The following is a 20,270-nucleotide window of genomic DNA, read 5'->3' as shown; positions in this document are numbered from 1 at the left end:
GGCGCTCTTTACAAGGGGGTCCTACGCCCGGTAGACGACCTCGCCGTTTTTGATGGTCATCACACAGTTGAGGGCGGCCTCGATGTTTTCCACCGGGTTCTCGGCAAAGACCGCCAGGTGGGCCTTTTTGCCCGGGGCGATGCTGCCCAAGCTGTCCTCCACCGAGCAGAGCTCGGCGGCGTCGATGGTGCCGGTGCGGATGGCCTCCATGGGGGTCATGCCCGCCTTCACCATCAGCACCATCTCGTAGGCGGTCATGGCGTGGCTGTTGAAGGGGGTGCCCGCATCGGTGCCCAGGGCGATCTTGACCCCGGCCTCGTGGGCGCGGCGGAAGGTGTCCAGGTGGGCCTCCACCGCATTTTCGGCCTTGCGCACCACGTAGTCGGCAATGCCCGCCTCGGTGCCCTTGACCACGATCCAGTGCACCGCCGCCAGGGTGGGCACGTAGTAGACGCCGTGCTCCTTCATGTAGTCAAAGCACCAGTCGTCCATAAAAAAGCCGTGCTCGATGGAGTCGACCCCCGCCCGCAGGGCGTTTTTGATGCCGGTCATCCCCTGGGCGTGGGTGCAGGTCTTGGCCCCCACCTTGTGGGCCTCCTCAATGGCGGCCCGCAGCTCGTCCTCGCCCAGCTGGGGGGAACCCGGCTCCACCCCTTTGGTCATGACGCCGCCGGTGGCCATCACCTTGACCCAGTCGGCCCCCGCCTTGAGCTGCTCTCTGGCGGCCTTGCGGCAGTCGTCGGGGCCGTCGGCCTCCCGCCCCATGGACCAGCCGTGTCCGCCGGTCATGCAGATGCACTTGCCCGAGACCTGCATGTCCGGGGCGAGGATCTTGCCGGCCTTGGCCTCGTCGCGGATGTCCACGTCGATGTAGTGGATGCCGCCCACATCGCGGATGAAGGTCACTCCCGACTGGATGTGCATCTTCAGCTGCTCCAGGGAGAACATGGTGACCTGGGCGTCGGTCTCGGTGTAGGTGGGGTTGGCCACCGGCGCCAGGTTCATGTGGGTATGGCAGTTGAAGAGCCCCGGCAGGACGGTGGCGCCCTTGAGGTCGATCACCTCCGCCCCCTCGGGGGCCTGTAGGACACCCACCTCTTTGATGAGCCCGTCCTCCACCAAAATGCTGCTGCCGGTGAGAACCGTTCCGGCCTCCACATCCACGATGTTGCCGCCGGTGATAAAGGTCTGTTTCACTTGCAAGATCCTCCTTTTCTTTCCTTTTTCGATGGGCCTATTATACTCCATTCCCGATGGATTTTAAAGGTGGAAAGCGGTAAAATTTTCACTTTTTTTCCAACCGGTGAAAGGCGCTCTCCGCGGGGACCCCTCCCTGCCGCCGGAAAAAGGGCCCGTAAAAAGGGAGTGGAGGGCGGTGCGGGCAATCAAAGCCGCCCGTTGAACAGGTGGGATGCGCCGGCCCTAAAAGGACATCATGCGGGTTTCGTTCCGCGAGGGACACCGAAATTTCAGGACCACACGACCCGCACCGCCACCGGCAAACCGGTCGTCTGGGCGACTATTTTTTGCCATCCATCTCCAAAATCGCCTTGCTCATTGCGCCTTTCGCGCCCTTCCCTCTCGGGAAGCCCGGTGTGAAGACCCTCTGGCCCTCCCCGGAAAGGGGCCGCCAAAATTGCAACCAAAAACAGCCCGCCATCCGGGCGGGCTGTCGATGTGGGAAGGCGAACGGGCTGCCCTTTACTCCCCCTCCACCGACTGGCGGATGAAGTGGAGGATGCGCAGCTTGGTCTCCCGGAACTCGTCGGTGAGGGGAAAGTCGGCGTCCCGCCTGCCGCTGCAGCGCACCGGCAGCTCCAGCCCGATCTCCCCGGGGGCGCCGGTGAGGATGTAGATGCGGTTGGAGAGGAGGATCGCCTCGTCGATGTCGTGGGTGATGAAGAGGGTGGAGGAGCGAACGGCCTCCATCACCTGCAGGTACCAGCTGTGGATCTGCGACTTGGTGATGGCGTCCAGGGCGCCAAAGGGCTCGTCCAGCAGCATCATCTTGCTGGAAAAGAGGTAGGCGCGCAGAAAGGCGGCCCGCTGCCGCATCCCCCCCGAGAGCTGGTTGGGGTACTGGTCCTCGCACCCCGCCAGGCCGAACTGCGCAAAGTAGGGGCGCACCCGCTCCCGGGCCTCCTTGCGCCCCACCCCCTGCAGCCGCAGGGGGACGCAGACGTTTTGCAGCACCGTCTTGAAGGGGAGCAGCAGGTCCTTTTGCTGCATGTAGCTGACCACCCCGGTGCGGCCGGTGATGTCGGCCCCGTCCAGGGTCACCCGGCCGCTGTCGGCCGGCTCCAGCCCGGAGAGGACGTTGAAGAGGGTGGTCTTGCCGATCCCGCTGACCCCCAGCAGGCAGACGATCTCCCCCTCCTCCACCCGCAGGTCGATGTCGCGGATGATGGTGCGCCCGTCATAGGACTTGGTGATTTTTTCGGCGGTAAAAAAAGACATGGCGTTTCCCCTCACTGGGCGGGCAGGTAGTCGTTGGTAAAGCCCTCGGTGCTGATGTCCCTGTCCACCAGGCCCTTCTCCTCCATCCACTTGAAGAAGTTCCCCCAGCGCACCGGGTCAAAGGTGCCCCAGTGGGGCTTGTCGCCCTGGTACTGGTCGGCCAGCCACTTCTGGCTCTCGACGGCGATCGCCTCGTCGATCTCGGGGGCGTGCTTGACCAGGATCTTGGCGGCGTCCTCCGGGTTTTCCATGGCGTACTGGTACCCCTTGGCGGTGGCGGCCAAAAAGGCCCGGGCCTGGTCGGGGTGCTCCTGCAAAAAGGCGTTGCTGGAGGCCAGGAGGGGGGTGTACTCGTCAAAGACGGGGTTCAGGTCCTTCATGTTCATGTAGTCAAAGTCCATCCCCTTGACCTTGCAGGCGACCCCGTCCCAGGCGTAAAAGATCCAGGCGGCGTCGATGTCGGTGTTCAGGGCGGTGATCAGGTCGGTGGCGCTGTTGGGGATCATCTTCACCTTGTCGTAGTCCCCCCCGTCGGCGGACATGATGTCGGTGAGGGTGGCCTTTTCAAAGGGGCTGTCCCAGGCGGCGTAGCGCTTGCCCTCCAGGTCTTTGGGGGAGCGGATGCCGGTCTCCTTCAGGGAGATGATGCCGGAGGTGTTGTGGTCGATGATGGAGGCCACGGCGGTCACCGGCAGCGGGCTGTCCGAGGCGAGGGCGGCGGCGATCTGCTCCTGCACGCTGACGGCGAACTGGGCCTTGCCGCCGGCCAGCAGGGAGAGGGCGCCGTCCTCGGGGGGCTGCTGGATGTGCACCTTGAGCCCCGCCTCCTCGTAATAGCCCTTTTCCAGGGCCACGTACATGCCGGTGTGGTTGGTGTTGGGCACCCAGTCCAGCACCACGGTGATGTCGGTCAGGCCGTCTTTTTCGCCGGAGTCGCCTTTTCTGCACCCGCTCATGGGCAGGGCGCACAGGGTGAGGGCCAGCAGGACAGCCAAGCACTTTTTCATCTTCATCTCTTCTTTTCTCCTCGATTTTCAAGACTTCTGTTTTTGGTTGTAGGGCATTGCCTTCTTCTCCGCCCAGCCCACCAGCTTGAGCAGCAGCAGGCTGATGATGCTCACCAAAAAGATGACGGCGAACATCTTGTCAAAGGCATAGGACTTGCGCACCCGGGTCATGTAGACGCCCAGGCCCCCTTCGCCCCCCAGCCACTCGGCCACCACCGCGCCCACAATGGAGTAGGAGGCGGCGATGCGAAAGCCCGAGAAGAAGTGGGGCAGCGCCGAGGGGATCTTCACCTGCCACAGGATCTGCCACTTGGAGGCCCCCATGGAGGTGAAGAGGCGGATCACGTCCCGGTCCACCGCGGCAAAGCCCGAGAGCAGCCCGATGACCGTGGGGAAAAAGCAGACGATGACGATCAGCAACACCTTGGGGGTGAGGCCGTAGCCAAACCAGAGCACCAGCAGCGGGGCGATGGCGATGGAGGGCACCGTCTGGGTGAGCACCAGCAGCGGGTAGACCGAGCGGTGCAAAAAGAGGAAGCGGTCCATCAGCACCGCCAGCACAAAGGCCAGGGCGGTGCTGCAAAACAGCCCCAGAAAGGACTCCCAGAGGGAGATGCGGGCGTGGTCCATCAAGAGCCCGAAGTCCTTGACAAAGGCCCGCGCCACCGCCCAGGGGGAGGGCAGCATATACCCCGGCAGGACGCCGAAGTAGGAGATGCCGCTCCAGATCGCCAGCAGCAGGGCGATGAGGGCAAAGGGGTAGAGTTTACTGGTGATGCTTCGTGACCTTTTTGTCAATGGACCACACCCCCACACTCGGATTGTAGGCGATCTTCACGTAGGAGCTGACCCCCGGCGCGCCGGCGCGGATACAGATTTTCTGGCACTCCTTGACCATCTCCATCAACTGGTCAAAGGGGCCCTCCACCGTGGTCTCAAAGGGGCCCACAAAGACCGGCAGACCGCTGGATTTCAGGTAGGCGATGACCTCGTCCACCACGCGGATGACCTCCTCGCCCTCCACCTTGGGCAGGACCTGGATGGCAATGCTGCACTCCGGCTGTTTTTCACTCATTTTTTCTTCCTCCTTCTCTCATCGCAGCGCAAAAAAGGCTGCACGGGCGCGCACCCGTACAGCCTTGGCAGTCTGTTCCCTTGCTGACAAATCCCTACGCCGGCATTATCCGTACAGGTTCGCGGGTCAGGGCAGGTCACTGCCCAATCTCAGCCGGTTTACGCCAGCCCCCCGTTTGACTATTTGTTTTTGATAGCGACTTCATCATACCCCACCGGTTGGGGTTTGTCAATTTCTTTTTTGCCCCTCCCCCCGCTCAAAGCACCTTGGAGAGGAAGTCGACGGTGCGGGGGTTTTGGGGGTTGCCGAAGAGCTCCTCCGGGCTGCCCTGCTCCACGATGACCCCGTCGTCCATGAAGAGGATGCGGTCCCCCATCTCCCGGGCAAAGCCCATCTCGTGGGTGACCACCACCATGGTCATCCCCCCCTGGGCCAGCTGCTTCATCACCGCCAGCACCTCCCCCACCATCTCGGGGTCCAGGGCCGAGGTGGGCTCGTCAAAGAGCATCACGTCCGGGTCCATGGCCAGGGCGCGGGCGATGGCCACCCGCTGTTTCTGCCCGCCCGAGAGGGAGTTCGGGTAGCTGTCGGCCTTGTCCGAAAGGCCCACCATCTCCAGCAGTTCCAGCCCCCGCTTCCGGGCGGCTTCCGGCTTCTGGCCCTTGACCTTGATGGGGGCCATGGTCACGTTTTGCAGCACCGTCTTGTGGGGGAAGAGGTTGAACTGCTGAAAGACCATCCCCATCTTCTCCCGCAGTTTGTCCTCGTCAAAGCGCTTGCCGGTGATCTCCTGCCCCTCAAAGACAATGGTCCCCGAGGTGGGCCGCTCCAACAGGTTGAGGCAGCGCAGGAAGGTGGATTTGCCCGAGCCGGAGGGGCCGATGACCACCACCACCTCGCCCTTTTCCACCGTTTCCGAGATGCCCTTGAGCACCCCGTTTTCGCCGAAGGATTTGTACAGATCTTTAACGGTTATCACTGACTTTGTACCTCCTCTCCACCCAGAGCATCAGCCGCCCCAGGGTAAAGGTCAAAACGAAGTAGAAGGCGGCGGCCACCAGCAGGGGTTCCAGGGGCAGGAAGGTGGCGCCGGAGATGTTTTTCGAGGTGAAGAGCAGCTCCGCCACCCCGATGACCGAGGCCATGGAGGAGTTTTTGATGACCCCCACGAACTCGTTGCCGATGGCCGGCAGGATGTTCTTGACCGCCTGGGGCATCACCACCAGCCACATGGCCTTGCGGCGGCTCATCCCCAGACTGCGGGCGGCCTCCATCTGGCCCCGGTCCACCGCCTCGATCCCGGCGCGGACCACCTCGCAGATGTAGACGCTGGCGTTCATGACAATGGCGATCACCGCCGCCTGAAAGGAGGTGAAGTTGAAGCCCAGGGCGATTTTGCTGCCCGAGTAGACGATGATCATCAAAAGCAGCATGGGCACGCAGCGCATCACCTCGATAAAGGCCGAGGCGAGGAGGGACAGGGGGCGAAGTTTTTTATACCCCAGCCGGGAGGTCTTGAGAAAATAGAGCAGCACCCCCAGCAGGGTGGCGAAGAGGATCGAGACAAGGGAGAGCTTCAAAGTCATCCAGAGGCTGGAAAAGTAGCTGGCCTTGTACCCGCTCCAAAAACTGAAATTCACGGTGACATCTTCCTCTCTGGCCCCCTCCCGCCGGGGCGGGGGCCGGTCGCTGGCCCGTTTGCATCCGGCCGGGCCGGCCGGGATCTCGGCAAAGGAAAACGGGCGGCTTTGCTCGCCCGTTTTTGCTCTGCGGTGTGGGGTGCTATTCCTCGCTGCCGGCGTTCTGCGCCGCCAGGGCGCAGGCCTCGTCCACCAGCTTCTCCATCTGTCCGTCGGCTTTCAGGCGGGCGATGGTCTTGTTGATTTCGGCTGTCAGGCTGCTCTCCCCCTTGGGGATGGCCACGGCGGTGGAGTCCTCGCCGGGGTTTTCGCTGGGGAAGGTGCAGTTCTGGTTGATGACCAGGTCCGGGTTGGAGATGACCATGGTGCGGCAGACCGTGTCGTCGGTGACGATGCCGTCGATTTGCCCGGCCTTGAGGGACATGAGCAGGGTGTTCATGCTGCCGATGTAGGTCACCTGGGTGCCCTGGGGCTCCAAGTTGTTCTGGGCGTACACCTGCTGGGTGGAGGACATCTGAATGCCGATCTTGTTGTCGGCCAACTCGGCCACGCTGTCCATCCCCTCGGTGTTTTTCTTGTTCATCAAGAGGAGGTTTTTGCCGGTGTAGTAGGGGTCGGAGAAGTCCACCTGCTGGCGGCGCTTCTCGGTGGTGGCCAGGCCGGAGATCAGCACGTCGCACTGCCCGGCGTTGAGGGCGCTGATGAGCCCCTCAAACTCCATCTCCTTGATTTCCAGCTCGACGCCCAGGTCGCTGGCGATGGCCTTTGCCAGCTCGACGTCAAACCCGGAGACCGTGTCCTTGCCGTCCACGATGGCGTGGAATTCATAGGGGGCGAATTCCGCGTTCATTCCCACAACGATCTTGCCTTTGGCTTTGATCTGGGCCAGCAGATCCTGCCCCTCTCCCTTGGAAGAGGCGTCGGCTGCCGCTGCGCCGCAGCCGGTAAAGGTGGCCAGCGCCATCATCGCCGCCAGGGCGATGCCCAAAATTTGCTTCACTCGATCCATCTGTTTCATCTGTGATTCCCCCTATTGGTTTTCATCGTGTCGGCGTCTCCGCCTTGTTGCTTCATCATAGTAGCATAGTAGCACGCTAAAGTCAACAGAAAAACAGAGGCGCCCTCTGTTTTTGGCAATTCCACCAGAGGGCGCAAACAATCGCTCAAATTCTGTACACCTTTTCCAGTTTTAGGGGGCGAATGAGGGGTCACAGGATGCCGTCGTCCCGGAGGAGCTTGTACTCCAGCGAATCCACCTGGGCGCGCAGGGAGGCGCGGATGATGTCGTGGGAGACCCCCACCGTGGTCCAGACATTTTCGCCGTCGGTGGACTCGATGAGCACCCGCACCCGGGAGGCCGAGTTGGCGCTCTGCTCCACCACCCGCACCTTGTAGTCGGTCAGCCGCACCCGGGCGATGGCGGGGTAAAACCGGGTCACCGCCTTGCGCACGGCGTTGTCCAGGGCGTTGACCGGGCCCCGCCCCTCGTCGGCGGTCATCTCGTACTGGTCCCCCACCCGCACCTTGCAGATGGCCGAGGAGGTGCTGAACACCCCCGACTCCTGTTCGCTGAAGATGCGGTAGAGCTCCAACTTGAAGTGGGGGCGGTGCATCCCCAGGTGCTTGAGGATCAGCACCTGCAAGCTGGCCTCGGCCGACTCGTACTGGTAACCCCGCAGCTCCCTGGCCTTCACGTCCTCCAGCACCTCGGTGATCTCGGGGGCGTCGGGGGGCATGGTGGGGTCGACCTTGCGGATGCTGTGGTAGAGCACCGCCTTCCCCCCCACCTCGCTGATGAGGATGTGGCGCTTGTTTCCCACCAGGTCGGGGGAGATGTGCTCAAAGGTGCGGCTGTTCTTGTGCACGGCGTCCACATGCATCCCCGCCTTGTGGGAGAAGGCGCCGCCCCCCACATAGGGCATGCTGTCGGGCAGGGTGAGGTTGGCCACGTCGGAGATGATGCGGGCGGTCTTGGTCAGGCGGGCCATCTGCTCCTTCTCCACGCAGGGGTAGCCCATCTTCAGTTGCAGGGTGGGGAGCACCGTCGAGAGGTTGGCGTTGCCGCAGCGCTCGCCAAAGCCCACATAGGTGCCCTGCACCATCCGCGCCCCGCCCTCCACCGCCGCCAGGCTGGCCGCCACGGCGCAGCCGATGTCGTTGTGGCAGTGGATGCCCACCGGGCAGCCCAGCTCCCGGCAGACCTGCTGGGTCGCCCGTCGGACCTCGCTGGGGAGGGTGGCCCCGTTGGTGTCGCAGAGGACGACCCAGTCGGCCCCGGCGTCCCGGGCGGCGCGGACGGTCTCCATGGCGTAGCGGGGGTTTTGGCGGTAGCCGTCGAAGAAGTGCTCGGCGTCGTAGAGGACCTCCTTCCCCTGCCCCTTCAGGTAGGCGACGGTCTCCCCGATCATCCGCAGGTTTTCCTCTAGGGTGGTCTTGAGCACGTCCTTCACGTGGAGGTCCCAGCTCTTGCCGAAGATGCAGACCGCCGGGGTCCCCGCCTCGCAGAGGGCGGCGATCCCCCGATCCTCCTGCGGGGCGAGGAATTTGCGGCAGGTGGCGCCAAAGGCCACCAGCTTGCTGTGCTCCAGGGGGACCTGCCGCGCCCGCTCAAAAAAGAGCAGGTCCTTGGGCCCGGAGGAGGGGTTCCCCGCCTCGATATAGGGGATCCCCTGCCGGTCCAAGGCCCGCAAGATCTCCACCTTGTCCTCCACCGAAAAGGAGATGTTCTTCCCCTGCGCGCCGTCGCGCATGGTGGAATCCAACAGCCAGACCCGCTCTCTCTCCACTGCAAAACACCCCTTCTGTACCGGGCCCGCACAGCCCTTTTGTCAAGGCGCTTTCGGCGCGGCCCGCACCGGTCACAAGCGCCCCTTTCTCTGTTAGTTTACAAGCTGCCCGCCCCCCTGTCAACCGGCGCAAAAAAAGCGGGCCGCCCCTCTGCATGGGGGCGACCCGCCGGGCGGGGACGGTCACTCGGCCCTCCCCTCGAGAGGGGGCGGCGAGCCCTCCTCCCCCGCGGGGGCGAGGCCCCGGCGCCGCAGCCGCCGGCCGACAAACTCGCCAAAGAGGGTGTAGAGCACCGAAAAGGTGGGCACGGCCAGAAACATCCCCAGGGGGCCGAAAAGACCGCCACCCACCACGATGGACAGCATCACCCAGAAGGGGGAGAGGCCGATGGACTGGCCCAGGATGCGGGGGCAGATGAAGTTGCCGTCGATCTGCTGCAGGCAGAGGATGAAGAGGACAAACCACAGGCACTTGACCGGGTCGGCGATGAGGATGATGAGCCCCGATGGCACCCCGCCCAAAAAGGGGCCGAACACCGGGATGACGTTGGTGCAGCCCACCACCACGCTCACCAGCGGCGCGTAGGGGATTTTGAGCAGGGAGGTGCCGATGAAGCAGAGCACCCCCACCAGCAGCGAGTCGGCGATCTGCCCGGTGAGAAAGCCGCCGAAGGTGCGGTGGGCCAGCGCCCCCACCCGCAGCGCGCCATCCACCCGCCGCCGCGAAAAGAGGGCGTAGAGGACCCGCTTGCACTGGGAGCAAAACCGCTCTTTGTTGTAGAGCAGGTAGACCGAGGCCACCAGCGCCAGCAGGGCCTTGACCAAAAAGCCCCCCACCGACATCGACCAGCCCACCAGTTTGGGCAGGGCGGCCTGCAAAAAGGCGATGGCCTTGTCCCAGATCCCCTCCCAGGACTGGAGGACGCCGGCGATCCGGTCCGGGCCGATGCCGTATTCGGCCAGTACCCGCTGCAAAAAGGCGCTCCCCTGGGCGATGAGGCCGCCGCTCTGGGCGATGAGGCTGCGGATGCTGGCGACGAGCTGGGGGATGAGCAGGGCGACCAGGGCGGCGATCAGCCCCAGAAAGAGCAGGTAGACGATCCCCACCGCCGCAATGCGGCGGGCGCGGGGACTCTTGACGCCGCAGAGCCAGCGCCGCTCGATCCACCCGAGGGGCTTGGCCAGCAAATAGGCGATGCCAAAGGCCGCCAAAAAGGGGGCCAGCAGCCCCAGCGCCGCCCCCGCGGCCCGCGAGATCTCCCCAAAGTGGGAGAAAAAGGCGTAGAGCAGCACCCCCGCCAACACGATGAGCAGGTTGGGCAGCGCTTTGCGGACCAGCCGCCTGGCCTCTCTGTGCTCCATCCCCTCTTCCCCCTCTCTCTTCTCTGCTTACCAGTATACACGATCCCCCCGCCATCCAGCGCCCTTTTTTCTGAATATTTTATGACTTCTCTCCGCCACAAAAGAGGCGCCCCGCTCCCCCCTGTGGGGGCGCGGGGCGCCTCTCTGCGCTGTTCAGCGGTGTTTTTCGATGAGGGCGAGGACCGCCTTTTTGTCCTGAAAGCCGATGCTGGTGGCCGCCACCCGGCCGCCTTTGACCAGCAGCAGGGTGGGGATGCTCATCACCTGGTAGCGCACCGCCAGGCCGGGCTGCTCATCCACATTGACCTTGCAGACCTTCACCCCGGCGGGCGGGTCGGCCGCGATCTCGTCGACGATGGGGGAAAACATCCGGCAGGGGCCGCACCAGGGGGCCCAAAAGTCGATGACCGCCAGGCCGTCGTAGCGCTCGACCTCCGCTTCAAAATTGGCTTCTGTCAACACCAGTGGTTCCATTTGCAAACGCATCCTTTCTCCTCCCTCAAGACCGGCTGCTGCCGTCGAGGGTCTGCTGTACGATCTGTTCCATCACCGAGCGGGTGAGCATCCCCGGCACATAGCCGAAGAGATTGCCGTCCCGGTCGATCATATAGGTGGTGGGGAAGGCGGTGATGCCGTAGCCGTCAAAGACCGCGCCGGTCTCGTCCATCACCACCGGGTAGTCGTATCCGTTTTTCTGCAGGAAGGAGACGACCTCCTCCCGGCTGACGTCCTGGTTGCGGGGGTACTTGGCGCTCTTGGGGTTGGCCACCCCCAGCACCACCACGTCGCTGCTGTTCTCTCCGTACTTTTCGTAGAGGGCCTGCACGTCGGGCATCTCCCGCTGGCAGGGGCCGCACCAGGTGGCCCAGAAGTTGAGAAAGACCACCTTGCCCCTGTATTCCGACAGGGTGTGGGTCCTGCCGTTTTGGTCCACCAGGGTGAAGTCGGGAGCGGGGAAGGCGCTGGTCTGCGAGCTGCCCCCCTGGGACTGGCTGCCGCCGGAGGAGGTGCTCCCCTCCCCCGCGTCGCTGGTGGAGGAGGAGGCGCTCTGGGAGGCCCCGTTTTGCTCGGTGCCGCCGGTGCCGATGCCCGAGAGATAGCCGGTGATGCCGTTCATCCAGCCGGTGAACATCATCACCCCCATCAAAATCATCAGCGCGCCCCCCACCTTGACGGTGTAGCGAAGCCCCTTCTGGTGGCGCTTGAAGAAGTTCAGCAGGCTGCTGGTAAAGAGCCCCACCCCCAGAAAGGGGAGGACAAAGCCCAGGGTGTAGACCCCCACCAGCCCAAAGCCCACCAGGGAGGAGCCGGCCGAGGAGGCCATCAGCAGCACCGAGGCCAGGGCCGGGCCCACGCAGGGGGTCCAGGCAAAGCTGAAGGTGAAACCCAGCACCAGGGCCACCAGGGGGCTCATGGCGAAGCGGTCCATCCGAAGGGGGAGGCGGTGCTCCCGACTGAACCCCTTGCCGCCGAAAAAGCCCAGCTGGTAGAGGCCGAAGAGGATGACGATCAGCCCGCCGACGCGGGCGAAGAGCGCCCGGTTGCCGCTAAAAAACTTGCCCAGGGCCGTGAAGCCAAAGCCCAGCAGGAAGAAGGCGAAGCTGACCCCCAGCACAAAAAAGAGGGTGTTCAGCAGCACCGTGCTGCGCTTGTAGCGGATCTGCCCGTCGGGGCCGAGCGACTTGGTCCCCCCCGCCAGGTACCCCACATAGAGGGGCACCAGGGGGAGGACGCAGGGGGAGAAAAAGCTCAACAGCCCCTGCAAAAATACCGTGAGGACCGGCACGTCGGTCTCGATGGACAAGCCCATAGAGGACCTCCTTCACTGAAAAGAATCGGCGCTGTCTGCGCTCAGGAGAGGGCGGCAAACAGGTCGTTGAGCGCCTCACTCATGGTGGGGTGGGTGTAGATGCCGTCGCGCAGGGCGGTGTAGGGCAGGCCCGCGTCCATGGCCAGTTTGACCAGGTTGATCATCTCGTAGGACTCCTCGCAGAAGAGGTGCGCCCCCAAAATCTGGCCGGTCTCCCCGTCCACCACCGCCTTGAGCAGCCCCGCCGGGTTTTGCAGCACCTGCGCCTTGGGGATGGCGGCGGCCGCCAGCCGGGCGACCTTCACCCGGTAGCCCTTGGCCCGGGCCTCCTCCTCGCTGAGGCCCACCCGGGAGAAGGCGGGGTCGAGGAAGACGCTGTTGGGCACAGCGCCGCGGTTTTGGGTGGTGCGGCTGCCGTCCCCCAGCAGTTGGGAGCGGACAATGCGGCTGTCGTCCAGGGAGATGTAGGTGAACTGCAGCCCCCCCACCACGTCGCCCATGGCCCAAATGTGGGGGGCGGTGGTGCGCAGCTGTTCATCCACCTTGACGGCGCCCCGCTCGGTCAGTTCCACCCCCGCCGCGTCGAGGGCGAGCCCCTCCACATTGGGGCGGCGGCCGGTGGCCACCAGCACCGCGTCGGCCTGCAGGTCGCGGGGGCCGTCGGGGGTCTCGAGGGCGAGGACCGCCTGGGCGCCTTCCTCCCGCACCTCCTTCACCTGGGTGGAGAGGAGCACCTCCGCCCCCAGGCCCTGCAACCGCTGCAGGACGGCCTGGGCGATCTCCCCGTCCTCCCGGGGGAGGAAGCGGCCGCCGTCTTGGATTACCGTCACCTGACTGCCGAAGGAGGTGTAGAGGGAGGCAAACTCCATCCCGATGTACCCGCCGCCGATGATGGCCAGCCGGCGGGGCAGCTCCTCCAGGTCCAGCAGCCCCTCGCTCAAATAGACCCGGGGGTTCCCCTGTAAGCCGGGGATCGGGGGGACAAAGGGGTGGGAGCCGGTGTTGAGGAAGATGTTCTCCCCCCAAAGCAGCTGGACCTGCCCCGCCCCGTCGGTCACCTGCACCGCGTGGGGGCCGAGGAAGCTGGCCGTCCCGTCGATGACCTGGACATTGGGGTTGCCCGCCAACTTGTCGTAGTTTTTCTGGCGCAGAGCGCCGGTGAGCCGCCGCTTCTCTGCGATGGCCTCCCGGTACCGGGCCGCCTTCTCCGCAAAGCTGCCCCCCTGCACCTTGGAGAGGGCGGCGCTGTGGACCAGCGACTTGGAGGGGATGCAGCCCACATTGATGCAGGTTCCCCCGTACATCGCGGGCGAGCGCTCGATCAGGGCGACCTGTTTGCCCGCTGCTCCCAGGGCCCCGGCCAGGGTCTTGCCCCCCTTGCCGAATCCAATCACAATGGCGTCGTACTTTTTCAACGAAAAGACCTCTTTTCCCTTTTGACAGGGCGGGCGCACTGGGCGCCCGCCCGCGTGTATCGACCCAAACCGCGGGGGAAAGGCCTGCGGCTGGGAAAGCCCTGTGTCAGGGCTGCTTGCCGAATATCTTCTGGCCGATGGAGCGGATGGTGATCCCCTCCAGCCGCGCCTTGCAGCACTCGTCCAGTTCGCCGTAGATGTCGTCCATAATTTTGCCCATGCCAGAGGCCACCAGACAGGGCAGGTCGGTGTCCCCACTGCGCCAGTTGGCCGAGACAAAGCAGCAGTCCAGCGCCTCGCCGATTTGGCGGAGGGTCACCTCGCCCGCGTCCCGGTCAAAGAGGTAGCCGCCGTCGGCCCCCTCCTTTGTCTCCACCAGGCCCGCCTTTTTGAGCTTGGAGAGCACCTTTCGCACCCGGGCGGCGTTGGTGCAGATGTTCTGGGCCAGCTCCTCGCTGGACAGGGTGCCGCCCCGGTGGCTCAAATAGACCAGGGCGTGCACCGCCACATTGAATTCACTGGTCAACCCCTATTCCTCCCCTCTGACAGTCTCGTAGGGCCAGTCGATGATACCGCCGAAGTCGTACACCTGCTGGTACCCCAGGGCCGCCAGCTGCTCGGCGGCGGCCCTGCTGCGCACCCCGCTGCGGCAGTAGACCAGCAGCTCCGCCCCAGTGTCCGGCAGGGCGGCGGGCCGCTGGCTGCCGATGGTGTCCAGCGGCACCAGCACCGCGCCGGGGATGTGGCTCTCCCCATACTCCTCGGCAGTGCGCACATCCACCACCGTCGCCCCGCCGGCCTCCATCCGCTCCTTGGCCTCTCGGGGAGAGATCTTGTGGTACTCCCCCGCGGCCGCGGAGGCGGCTGACCCGCCGCCCGCCCCGCCGCAACCGGTGAGGGCCAGCAGCGAGCCCAACAGGGCGGCCGCCAGTGCCCTTCCCTTTTTCTTCATCTCGACTCACCTCAAACTGTAATTTGTTTTGTATCAGTTTCTAACTGTTATTATATCAGTTTCAGTTTGAATTGCAACCCCCTTTCTAAATTTTTTTACAGTGGCAGGGCGGGGCCCTTCTTTCTGGCCCTTTTCTCCGCTGGGCAAACCGGCCGCTCTGTCTCTGCCCCACAACAAAAAGAGGCCGACGGGAAACTGCTCTCCGTCGGCCTCTTCTCCTCTATTGAATCTATCTAATGCTTCGGAGGTATCAACTGAACTGCCCTTGGCGAAGGAATGCCTCGCGGCCCTCCAATGCCTCCATCAAGAAGAGGACGCCCAAGGTCACCCCACAGCGAAAGGCCTCGCTCTGCTCCATGCTGTACCGGTCGTTCCACAGCCGCTGCATCTCTTGCAGCTCGATGAGCTCCTTCGGCGACAACCTGTCCTTCCACCAGTCCAGTCCGTCACACAGGGCTTTTGCCGTCTGTCGGTAGGCGTCGCTGCAAGGATCGATTGTATCTTGCGGACAGAGTTCTCCGCGAAAGAGCCGTTCCAACAGCGTGTTGTCTGTCATCGGTTTGCTCCCTTCTCAGTCGGTCGCCGACCCTTGAAAGAAACCGCCGCGCATGGTATCATATTTGCGCTGCAAGTTGCCTTCGGGCGGCGAGTGGTGTTGGGAAGCGGCTGCTTTTGTGAAGAGGAAGCCGCTTCCTCTCATTTTTTGAGGGCATCCCTCACCAGGTATATCCCCTTGCGGACCACTTCCGAGCGGGTGGCGTGCATTTGTTTGGCGCACTGGTCGAGGACCTCTTTGGTCTCTCTGTCCACCCGCAGGTAGATTCGCTCCGATAAGGGGTTTTCAGATGGCGGACGCCCCATCTTTTTCCCCGACATGAATTCACCTCACTTTCCGTCGGCTAAAAATCTTGTAGTATTTAGTCGACAAAAAGTCAAGAAAAATTTGCAAGTTAAAAACAAAACACGCCTTCCCCTCTTCGCCCGACGTCATTTGAAGGAAGTGGTCTTTGCTGTCCAACGCCACTTTTACACCGCGACGCAAACTGTAAAAATCATCCAGTCGATCAATTGTTTACAGACCAATAGAGCTTTGCAAAACAATGGATGCAATAACACTGACAGAAAGCCTCGTGAAACTGCTATTTGTTAAAACAGAGAATTGTATAAAAAAGGAATACGATCAGCAAAAAACCAATGTGTTCCGGCTTGCTGCATCCCTGCCAGTAAGAAAATTATACTAGATATGACTGCGTTTTATTAGGGAAACAAGCTGCCAGAAAGGGGGTCAAGCGGATAAACCCGCCGCTTGACCGGGGGTGTCGGTGCTAACTTTGATACACGCTACAATTCGTTTGGGTTCGTCGGCAAACTTAAACCGCACCTTGCTATTGCCGTTTTCGCAAACCTCAATATGGTCTACAAGCTCGATGAGGACGTCCCTTGACAGCGCGTTGATATTTTGACAGTGCACATATGAAAACTGCCAGTAAAAAACGGCTTTCCCCGCAAGCAGACGGAGAGGGGGGCGAGCAGTCCAGCTCACTGACACTGTACTGCGCAGATATATTCCACAGATAAAAGGCCCCCCTTGCTCGGGGCCTTTTATTTTGCGCCAAAAACGGGTTATAAAGTGGGTTATGAAAAGAGAAAAGCGCATGACAAATGGCTTTGTCATGCGCTTTCATTTGGCAGGGCTATCGGATGATAACTCGAAGAATTATATAGCTGTTGTGCAATACCGAAGAAGATTGCATACTACCGCTGTCGAGGAGCCAATAGACTCATCCATCACTGACACATCCTATGATCCTGATTGCACCGTAAAATCACTCAAGCAACAACAGAAACATCTATCTGACCGTGAAGTTCAGGAGATTATCCGTAAATATAACTCCGGCATATCTACCAATACATTAGCGAAAGAATATGGCTGTCACCGAATTACGGGCTGCAACATACTAAAGCAAAACGGTATCATTATAGATAAACATATCGAGGGTAGAAAATATCGGCCGGAAGAAGTTATTCATCTATATGTAGACAAAATGAAGCTTGTATCTGAAATCGCTAAAACACTCAGCGTCTGCGACGGAGCGATATATAAGTGCCTGAAGCGGCACAATATTTCTACTAAGCGAACCAGATGGAGTTACGAGTTATAATGTCATTGCAATACTTCAAGATGTCTTTCAGCAGTTTGAAACTCCTGTTTCATATAATTCTCCATATAATTCCAATCTGGCGCACCTTCGGATGTGACAGGAAGTTTGATAATATCCTGTTTAACTAAATCAGGAAACATACCGTAATTGTAAGAATACTTCTGCGCTACAGGTTGCAAACAGGCCGTCAAAAATAAACACGCAAATCTATTGATGCCCCGAACATCAATATAATAAATATCGCGTCCCGAAACAAATTCTTCTTCCTGATAGAAGAATGTAGCATTTTCGGCACCAAATGTAATCACACCTGCCGGACTCGGATCCATATCTTCCGTTTTGATTACTCGGCATTTAATCCCATTATCAAACTTCGTTCTTACGACATATGGAATCCCATTATCGTCCTCAGTAACCTCCCGTGTATGATATACTGGAGGTTTTATAATTGCAGGAAATAAGTCCCCGATAACAAAATTCCCCCAATCCTCCGTATCGACTCTAGTAGGTTCACTATCGGCTTGCCCTAGATTCTCAAGGCTTGCCTTAGATTCTTCAAAAATCTGCTGCATATACTGTTCCATGCAATCCCAGTCTGGGGAACCATCACATGTGACGGGAAGTTTGATTGTTTGAGTAAGAATGGAATGGGAATTTATCTGGTCATTGTACGAAAACTTTGTCAATGCTGCACGCAACACAGATGAGATAAACAGTCCATTCATTTCTTTCATATTCTCATTTCTGAGCAGCAAAATTGCGGAACCAGCCCCACCGCGACCAAGAAAATCGTATGGTTGATAAAAAGCCGATCCATCCAAGGGACTAACCGAAATACAGTCCTTTTTATCTAAAATTTCATCACCCAACGGTTTGCAGTATTTAACAACACCGTTGTTATAGTTACCGGATGCTACGAACGGAATACCACCATCCTCATATTTCGCCTGTGATCGAGTTGCAGGTCGACTGACCTCGAACAGAGTCCCAATCTCAAATTCACCCCAATTGCTTGTATTAATCCTCGCCATCTGTATCACCGCCCTTCACAAGCGCAATGCTAACTAAATCATCACTATCAGAAATTCGACTGGAATACATCACTGCATTCAGCAGTTTATCGCCAAACTCCTTGGTATCAATCCCACGCTGAAACATCAGATAATCCATAGCAGTTTTCCTGAAGTCCTCTTCAAAGACCTCAAAGGGCTTCTCTGGCATCTGATATGACAGATGTTCTGAAGGTTTAATCCACTGCGCCGTATCATACTTATCGTCGCGGAGCTTTAAGACGCTGTCTACCCAGTATTTCTCGATGTCGCCCCATCGACCTCGAACATCATGCCGCCCCTTGTTCTTGACGGTCTGCAAGCCGTCTGTTTCCATATAGCAGCCAAAAATCTCGTTATCTCCCTGCGGGATGCCTGTTTCGAAAACGAAAATAGAGGTTGTCACCCCAACGCCAAAGAACAAGTCTTCCGGCAGTTTGATTATTTTTTTCAACCGATGATTTTTCAAGATGCGTCTAGTCTGTGTCTTGCTTGCCTTTTCTAGTTTCTTGTCAGGGAGAATAAATCCGCACATCGTATGTGCCGGAACGCTGTCCATCATATTTTCGATAATCGTCATACATCCGTACTTGTTCTCATACGGAGGATTCATCAAAATCTTGGTAATACCTTTCTTTGCAATCCATTTACTGGCTTCTTCTGTTCTGGCATCCATCTGTTCCAGATTTGTCTTACCATCCTTATGAATCAGCATATTGGCACAGGCAAGCGCATAGATTTCCTTATCAAATTCGATACCGTAAAGCTGTTCACACTTAATCTGTTTAGCTTTATCCGTTTGCACTCCGCCGGCTTCCTGAATCATGTTCGCCATGGATTTTATTAGGAACCCTCCACTGCCGCAGCATCCGTCCAAAACATGGTCGTCTTTATCCACTTGAAGAATTCGGTACATAAAATCAGTAATATGCTCAGGGGTAAATACCTGACCCGCTTCAGATTTCTTCTTATATCGGTTGAACTCATTGAAGAAGATACCCATCACGTCTTCGCCGCGCCATGCATCAGAATTCAAGCAGTCAGATATGTCCGTAACCCATTCGATAAACTCAGCAATCAACTCTTTAACATGCTGCTGCTGCTTTGCATCCTCTGAATCTACATCCAGATTCATTTCAATGCGAGCAAACACATCCGTCAAAATACTAAGTTTGCGATTCTGCTGCTTATCACGAATCAGCTCCTTATTTAGACAGTTCAAAATTGCATTATGAAATTCTGAATATCCCATTCCCCTAACCATGAGAGCGTCGTATCTCTTCGCTACCAATGCACATGCCGTAAAAATCATGCGGTGATACAAATTTTTAATACCAAATTCAAAGTGCAAATAATTATTAATTTTAGCAGTCAGCTCATAGATATGTTCTTTATCGATGGTATCTGCTTTAAACAAAGCGAGATAATATTCCAGTCGTTGCAATTGTTTTACGGTTTCCATTTCCGTATCATTCATAAAGACACGAACATCATCACCATTATAAAGAATACCGATAACCTTGTTGTACTGTGTGTTTGCAATCTTGATATTTTTTAGCAACTCATCAACTTGTTTGGCTCCAAGACTTACAGTTGAGGCTTTAGTTTCCAATATCAAAGCTACATCAGCATGATTATCTGGTAAATACCAGCCATCCGGTTTGTCTGCAACTCCGGGGAATCCCAGCTGATTAAATGTAGTAAGCTGACCCACGCCATACTGTGCATGTTCTCTTTTACTTAAACCTAGCGTATCGCGTGCGATATCTCTTACCATATCCTCAGTTTTTTTCGTCATATATATCTATCCTCTCATGTCGTATTCAGTGGTTTTAGAATTCTTAGCCTTCAAACTCCATAATATCATCCATCGTAACTTTTAGTGTCCTACAAATACGTCCAACGATATCTGTAGTAACATTCTCGCCATGAGTGAGTCTGTTCATTGTGTAGTGGCTTATATTAGCCATCTGTTCAAGATCTTTCTTTTTTAGGTCACGATCAATAAGTAGTTTCCAAAGCTTTTTATAACTAACATTCATTTTCTGATTCCTCGCAAAATATCCATATGCGTCATCTGTACATTAATATATCACAAAAATGTCTCATAAAGCAAATAAAAGTCAGATATAGCAAACTAGCTTAGATGTGCGCCTACCAAGGGTAAAAGGATACGCGAAAAGCAGTATCCGTCTTTTCCAAAGAAAAGAACAAATCCCGGAACGGTGCCGCAAAAATGTTCATGATGATCGATGCGACAGGTCAGACGACCGGACTTCCCAAAATTCTCTGTCCGTATCGTGCTTGTGCCAAAATTCGCCTATTATTGTAAATATCACAACACCGTATTATCGGTGCTAATACTTTCCCGGAACGCTTGTTTTTTACAGGAGCGAGCTATATCTTGTCGATGGCAGCATCGTTCCAAAAGTTGCGATTCGGGTTTATTTTCCCTTGACAAAATCTTTGCTATGTTGCAAGTGGGGATAACATTTCCGAGCGTCTGTCAATACTAAGTGACAGATAGTTATCCAAATACCCATTCGAAGGCAAAA

General features: G+C 58.6%; 21 protein-coding genes and 1 riboswitch. Of the genes, 1 reads left to right on the top strand and 20 read right to left on the bottom strand.

Going from position 1 to position 20,270, the window contains the following annotated elements:
- Positions 1-21 precede the first annotated feature (21 nt).
- From KQI11_RS06965 to KQI11_RS06885, 17 genes are all read right to left on the bottom strand, one after another.
- Complete coding sequence (locus tag KQI11_RS06965; protein ID WP_216401603.1) at positions 22-1,197, bottom strand: metal-dependent hydrolase family protein; 1,176 nt, start codon at positions 1,195-1,197, stop codon at positions 22-24.
- 504 nt (positions 1,198-1,701) lie between these two features.
- Positions 1,702-2,457, bottom strand: a complete 756-nt coding sequence (locus KQI11_RS06960) for an ABC transporter ATP-binding protein (RefSeq protein WP_216401602.1) — start codon at positions 2,455-2,457, stop codon at positions 1,702-1,704.
- Between the two features lie 11 nt (positions 2,458-2,468).
- Positions 2,469-3,470, bottom strand: a complete 1,002-nt coding sequence (locus tag KQI11_RS06955; protein WP_216401601.1) for an ABC transporter substrate-binding protein — start codon at positions 3,468-3,470, stop codon at positions 2,469-2,471.
- A gap of 21 nt (positions 3,471-3,491) precedes the next feature.
- On the bottom strand, positions 3,492-4,262 hold the full coding sequence (locus KQI11_RS06950) for an ABC transporter permease (protein WP_044992507.1): 771 nt from the start codon (positions 4,260-4,262) through the stop codon (positions 3,492-3,494).
- Entirely contained in the window at positions 4,231-4,539 is a 309-nt protein-coding gene (locus KQI11_RS06945) for a thiamine-binding protein (RefSeq protein ID WP_021659402.1), read from the bottom strand. Before KQI11_RS06945 ends, KQI11_RS06950 begins: the two co-directional genes overlap by 32 nt.
- A gap of 74 nt (positions 4,540-4,613) precedes the next feature.
- A riboswitch (TPP riboswitch) is annotated at positions 4,614-4,723 on the bottom strand.
- 72 nt (positions 4,724-4,795) lie between these two features.
- Positions 4,796-5,518, bottom strand: coding sequence for an amino acid ABC transporter ATP-binding protein (locus KQI11_RS06940; RefSeq protein ID WP_216401600.1), 723 nt, complete (start codon positions 5,516-5,518; stop codon positions 4,796-4,798).
- Positions 5,505-6,179: an amino acid ABC transporter permease gene (locus tag KQI11_RS06935; RefSeq protein WP_256135898.1), complete on the bottom strand. Its 675-nt coding sequence runs from the start codon at positions 6,177-6,179 to the stop codon at positions 5,505-5,507. Before KQI11_RS06935 ends, KQI11_RS06940 begins: the two co-directional genes overlap by 14 nt.
- Positions 6,180-6,321: 142 nt before the next feature.
- The gene (locus KQI11_RS06930) at positions 6,322-7,197 is read right to left on the bottom strand and encodes a transporter substrate-binding domain-containing protein (RefSeq protein WP_216401599.1); all 876 of its coding nucleotides are present in this window, start codon (positions 7,195-7,197) and stop codon (positions 6,322-6,324) included.
- A 190-nt stretch (positions 7,198-7,387) separates the two neighbouring features.
- On the bottom strand, positions 7,388-8,965 hold the full coding sequence (gene cimA, locus KQI11_RS06925) for a citramalate synthase (protein WP_185916109.1): 1,578 nt from the start codon (positions 8,963-8,965) through the stop codon (positions 7,388-7,390).
- Between the two features lie 183 nt (positions 8,966-9,148).
- On the bottom strand, positions 9,149-10,327 hold the full coding sequence (locus KQI11_RS06920) for an AI-2E family transporter (RefSeq protein ID WP_216401598.1): 1,179 nt from the start codon (positions 10,325-10,327) through the stop codon (positions 9,149-9,151).
- Positions 10,328-10,480: 153 nt separating this feature from the next.
- A complete protein-coding gene (gene trxA, locus KQI11_RS06915; protein WP_216401597.1) occupies positions 10,481-10,801 on the bottom strand; it encodes a thioredoxin in 321 nt (106 codons plus the stop codon).
- A 25-nt stretch (positions 10,802-10,826) separates the two neighbouring features.
- Complete coding sequence (locus KQI11_RS06910) at positions 10,827-12,137, bottom strand: redoxin family protein (RefSeq protein WP_216401596.1); 1,311 nt, start codon at positions 12,135-12,137, stop codon at positions 10,827-10,829.
- Positions 12,138-12,178: 41 nt separating this feature from the next.
- Complete coding sequence (locus KQI11_RS06905) at positions 12,179-13,552, bottom strand: FAD-dependent oxidoreductase (RefSeq protein WP_216401595.1); 1,374 nt, start codon at positions 13,550-13,552, stop codon at positions 12,179-12,181.
- 106 nt (positions 13,553-13,658) lie between these two features.
- Positions 13,659-14,078: an RrF2 family transcriptional regulator gene (locus tag KQI11_RS06900; RefSeq protein WP_185916104.1), complete on the bottom strand. Its 420-nt coding sequence runs from the start codon at positions 14,076-14,078 to the stop codon at positions 13,659-13,661.
- 3 nt (positions 14,079-14,081) lie between these two features.
- Positions 14,082-14,504: a rhodanese-like domain-containing protein gene (locus KQI11_RS06895; protein ID WP_216401594.1), complete on the bottom strand. Its 423-nt coding sequence runs from the start codon at positions 14,502-14,504 to the stop codon at positions 14,082-14,084.
- Positions 14,505-14,754: 250 nt separating this feature from the next.
- Complete coding sequence (locus KQI11_RS06890; RefSeq protein WP_216401593.1) at positions 14,755-15,060, bottom strand: DUF6809 family protein; 306 nt, start codon at positions 15,058-15,060, stop codon at positions 14,755-14,757.
- A 140-nt stretch (positions 15,061-15,200) separates the two neighbouring features.
- The gene (locus tag KQI11_RS06885) at positions 15,201-15,380 is read right to left on the bottom strand and encodes a type II toxin-antitoxin system TacA family antitoxin (RefSeq protein ID WP_216401592.1); all 180 of its coding nucleotides are present in this window, start codon (positions 15,378-15,380) and stop codon (positions 15,201-15,203) included.
- A gap of 779 nt (positions 15,381-16,159) precedes the next feature.
- Here KQI11_RS06885 and KQI11_RS06880 point away from each other — a divergent pair.
- Positions 16,160-16,666, top strand: coding sequence for a hypothetical protein (locus KQI11_RS06880; RefSeq protein WP_216401591.1), 507 nt, complete (start codon positions 16,160-16,162; stop codon positions 16,664-16,666).
- A gap of 2 nt (positions 16,667-16,668) precedes the next feature.
- Here KQI11_RS06880 and KQI11_RS06875 read toward each other — a convergent pair whose 3' ends face one another.
- From KQI11_RS06875 to KQI11_RS06865, 3 genes are read right to left on the bottom strand one after another with little or no spacing between them, the layout of a single operon-like run.
- On the bottom strand, positions 16,669-17,697 hold the full coding sequence (locus tag KQI11_RS06875; protein ID WP_216401590.1) for a restriction endonuclease subunit S: 1,029 nt from the start codon (positions 17,695-17,697) through the stop codon (positions 16,669-16,671).
- Positions 17,684-19,513 (bottom strand): HsdM family class I SAM-dependent methyltransferase, encoded by a 1,830-nt coding sequence (locus KQI11_RS06870; protein WP_216401589.1) that lies wholly within the window; start codon positions 19,511-19,513, stop codon positions 17,684-17,686. Before KQI11_RS06870 ends, KQI11_RS06875 begins: the two co-directional genes overlap by 14 nt.
- Before the next feature lie 43 nt (positions 19,514-19,556).
- Complete coding sequence (locus KQI11_RS06865; RefSeq protein ID WP_216401588.1) at positions 19,557-19,757, bottom strand: helix-turn-helix domain-containing protein; 201 nt, start codon at positions 19,755-19,757, stop codon at positions 19,557-19,559.
- Positions 19,758-20,270 lie beyond the last annotated feature (513 nt).

The organism is Acetanaerobacterium sp. MSJ-12, from assembly GCF_018917875.1.
GTDB lineage: Bacteria > Bacillota > Clostridia > Oscillospirales > Ruminococcaceae > Bittarella > Bittarella massiliensis.
The sequence above is the reverse complement of the archived record's forward strand: the minus strand, read 5'-3'. Positions and strand labels throughout refer to the sequence as shown.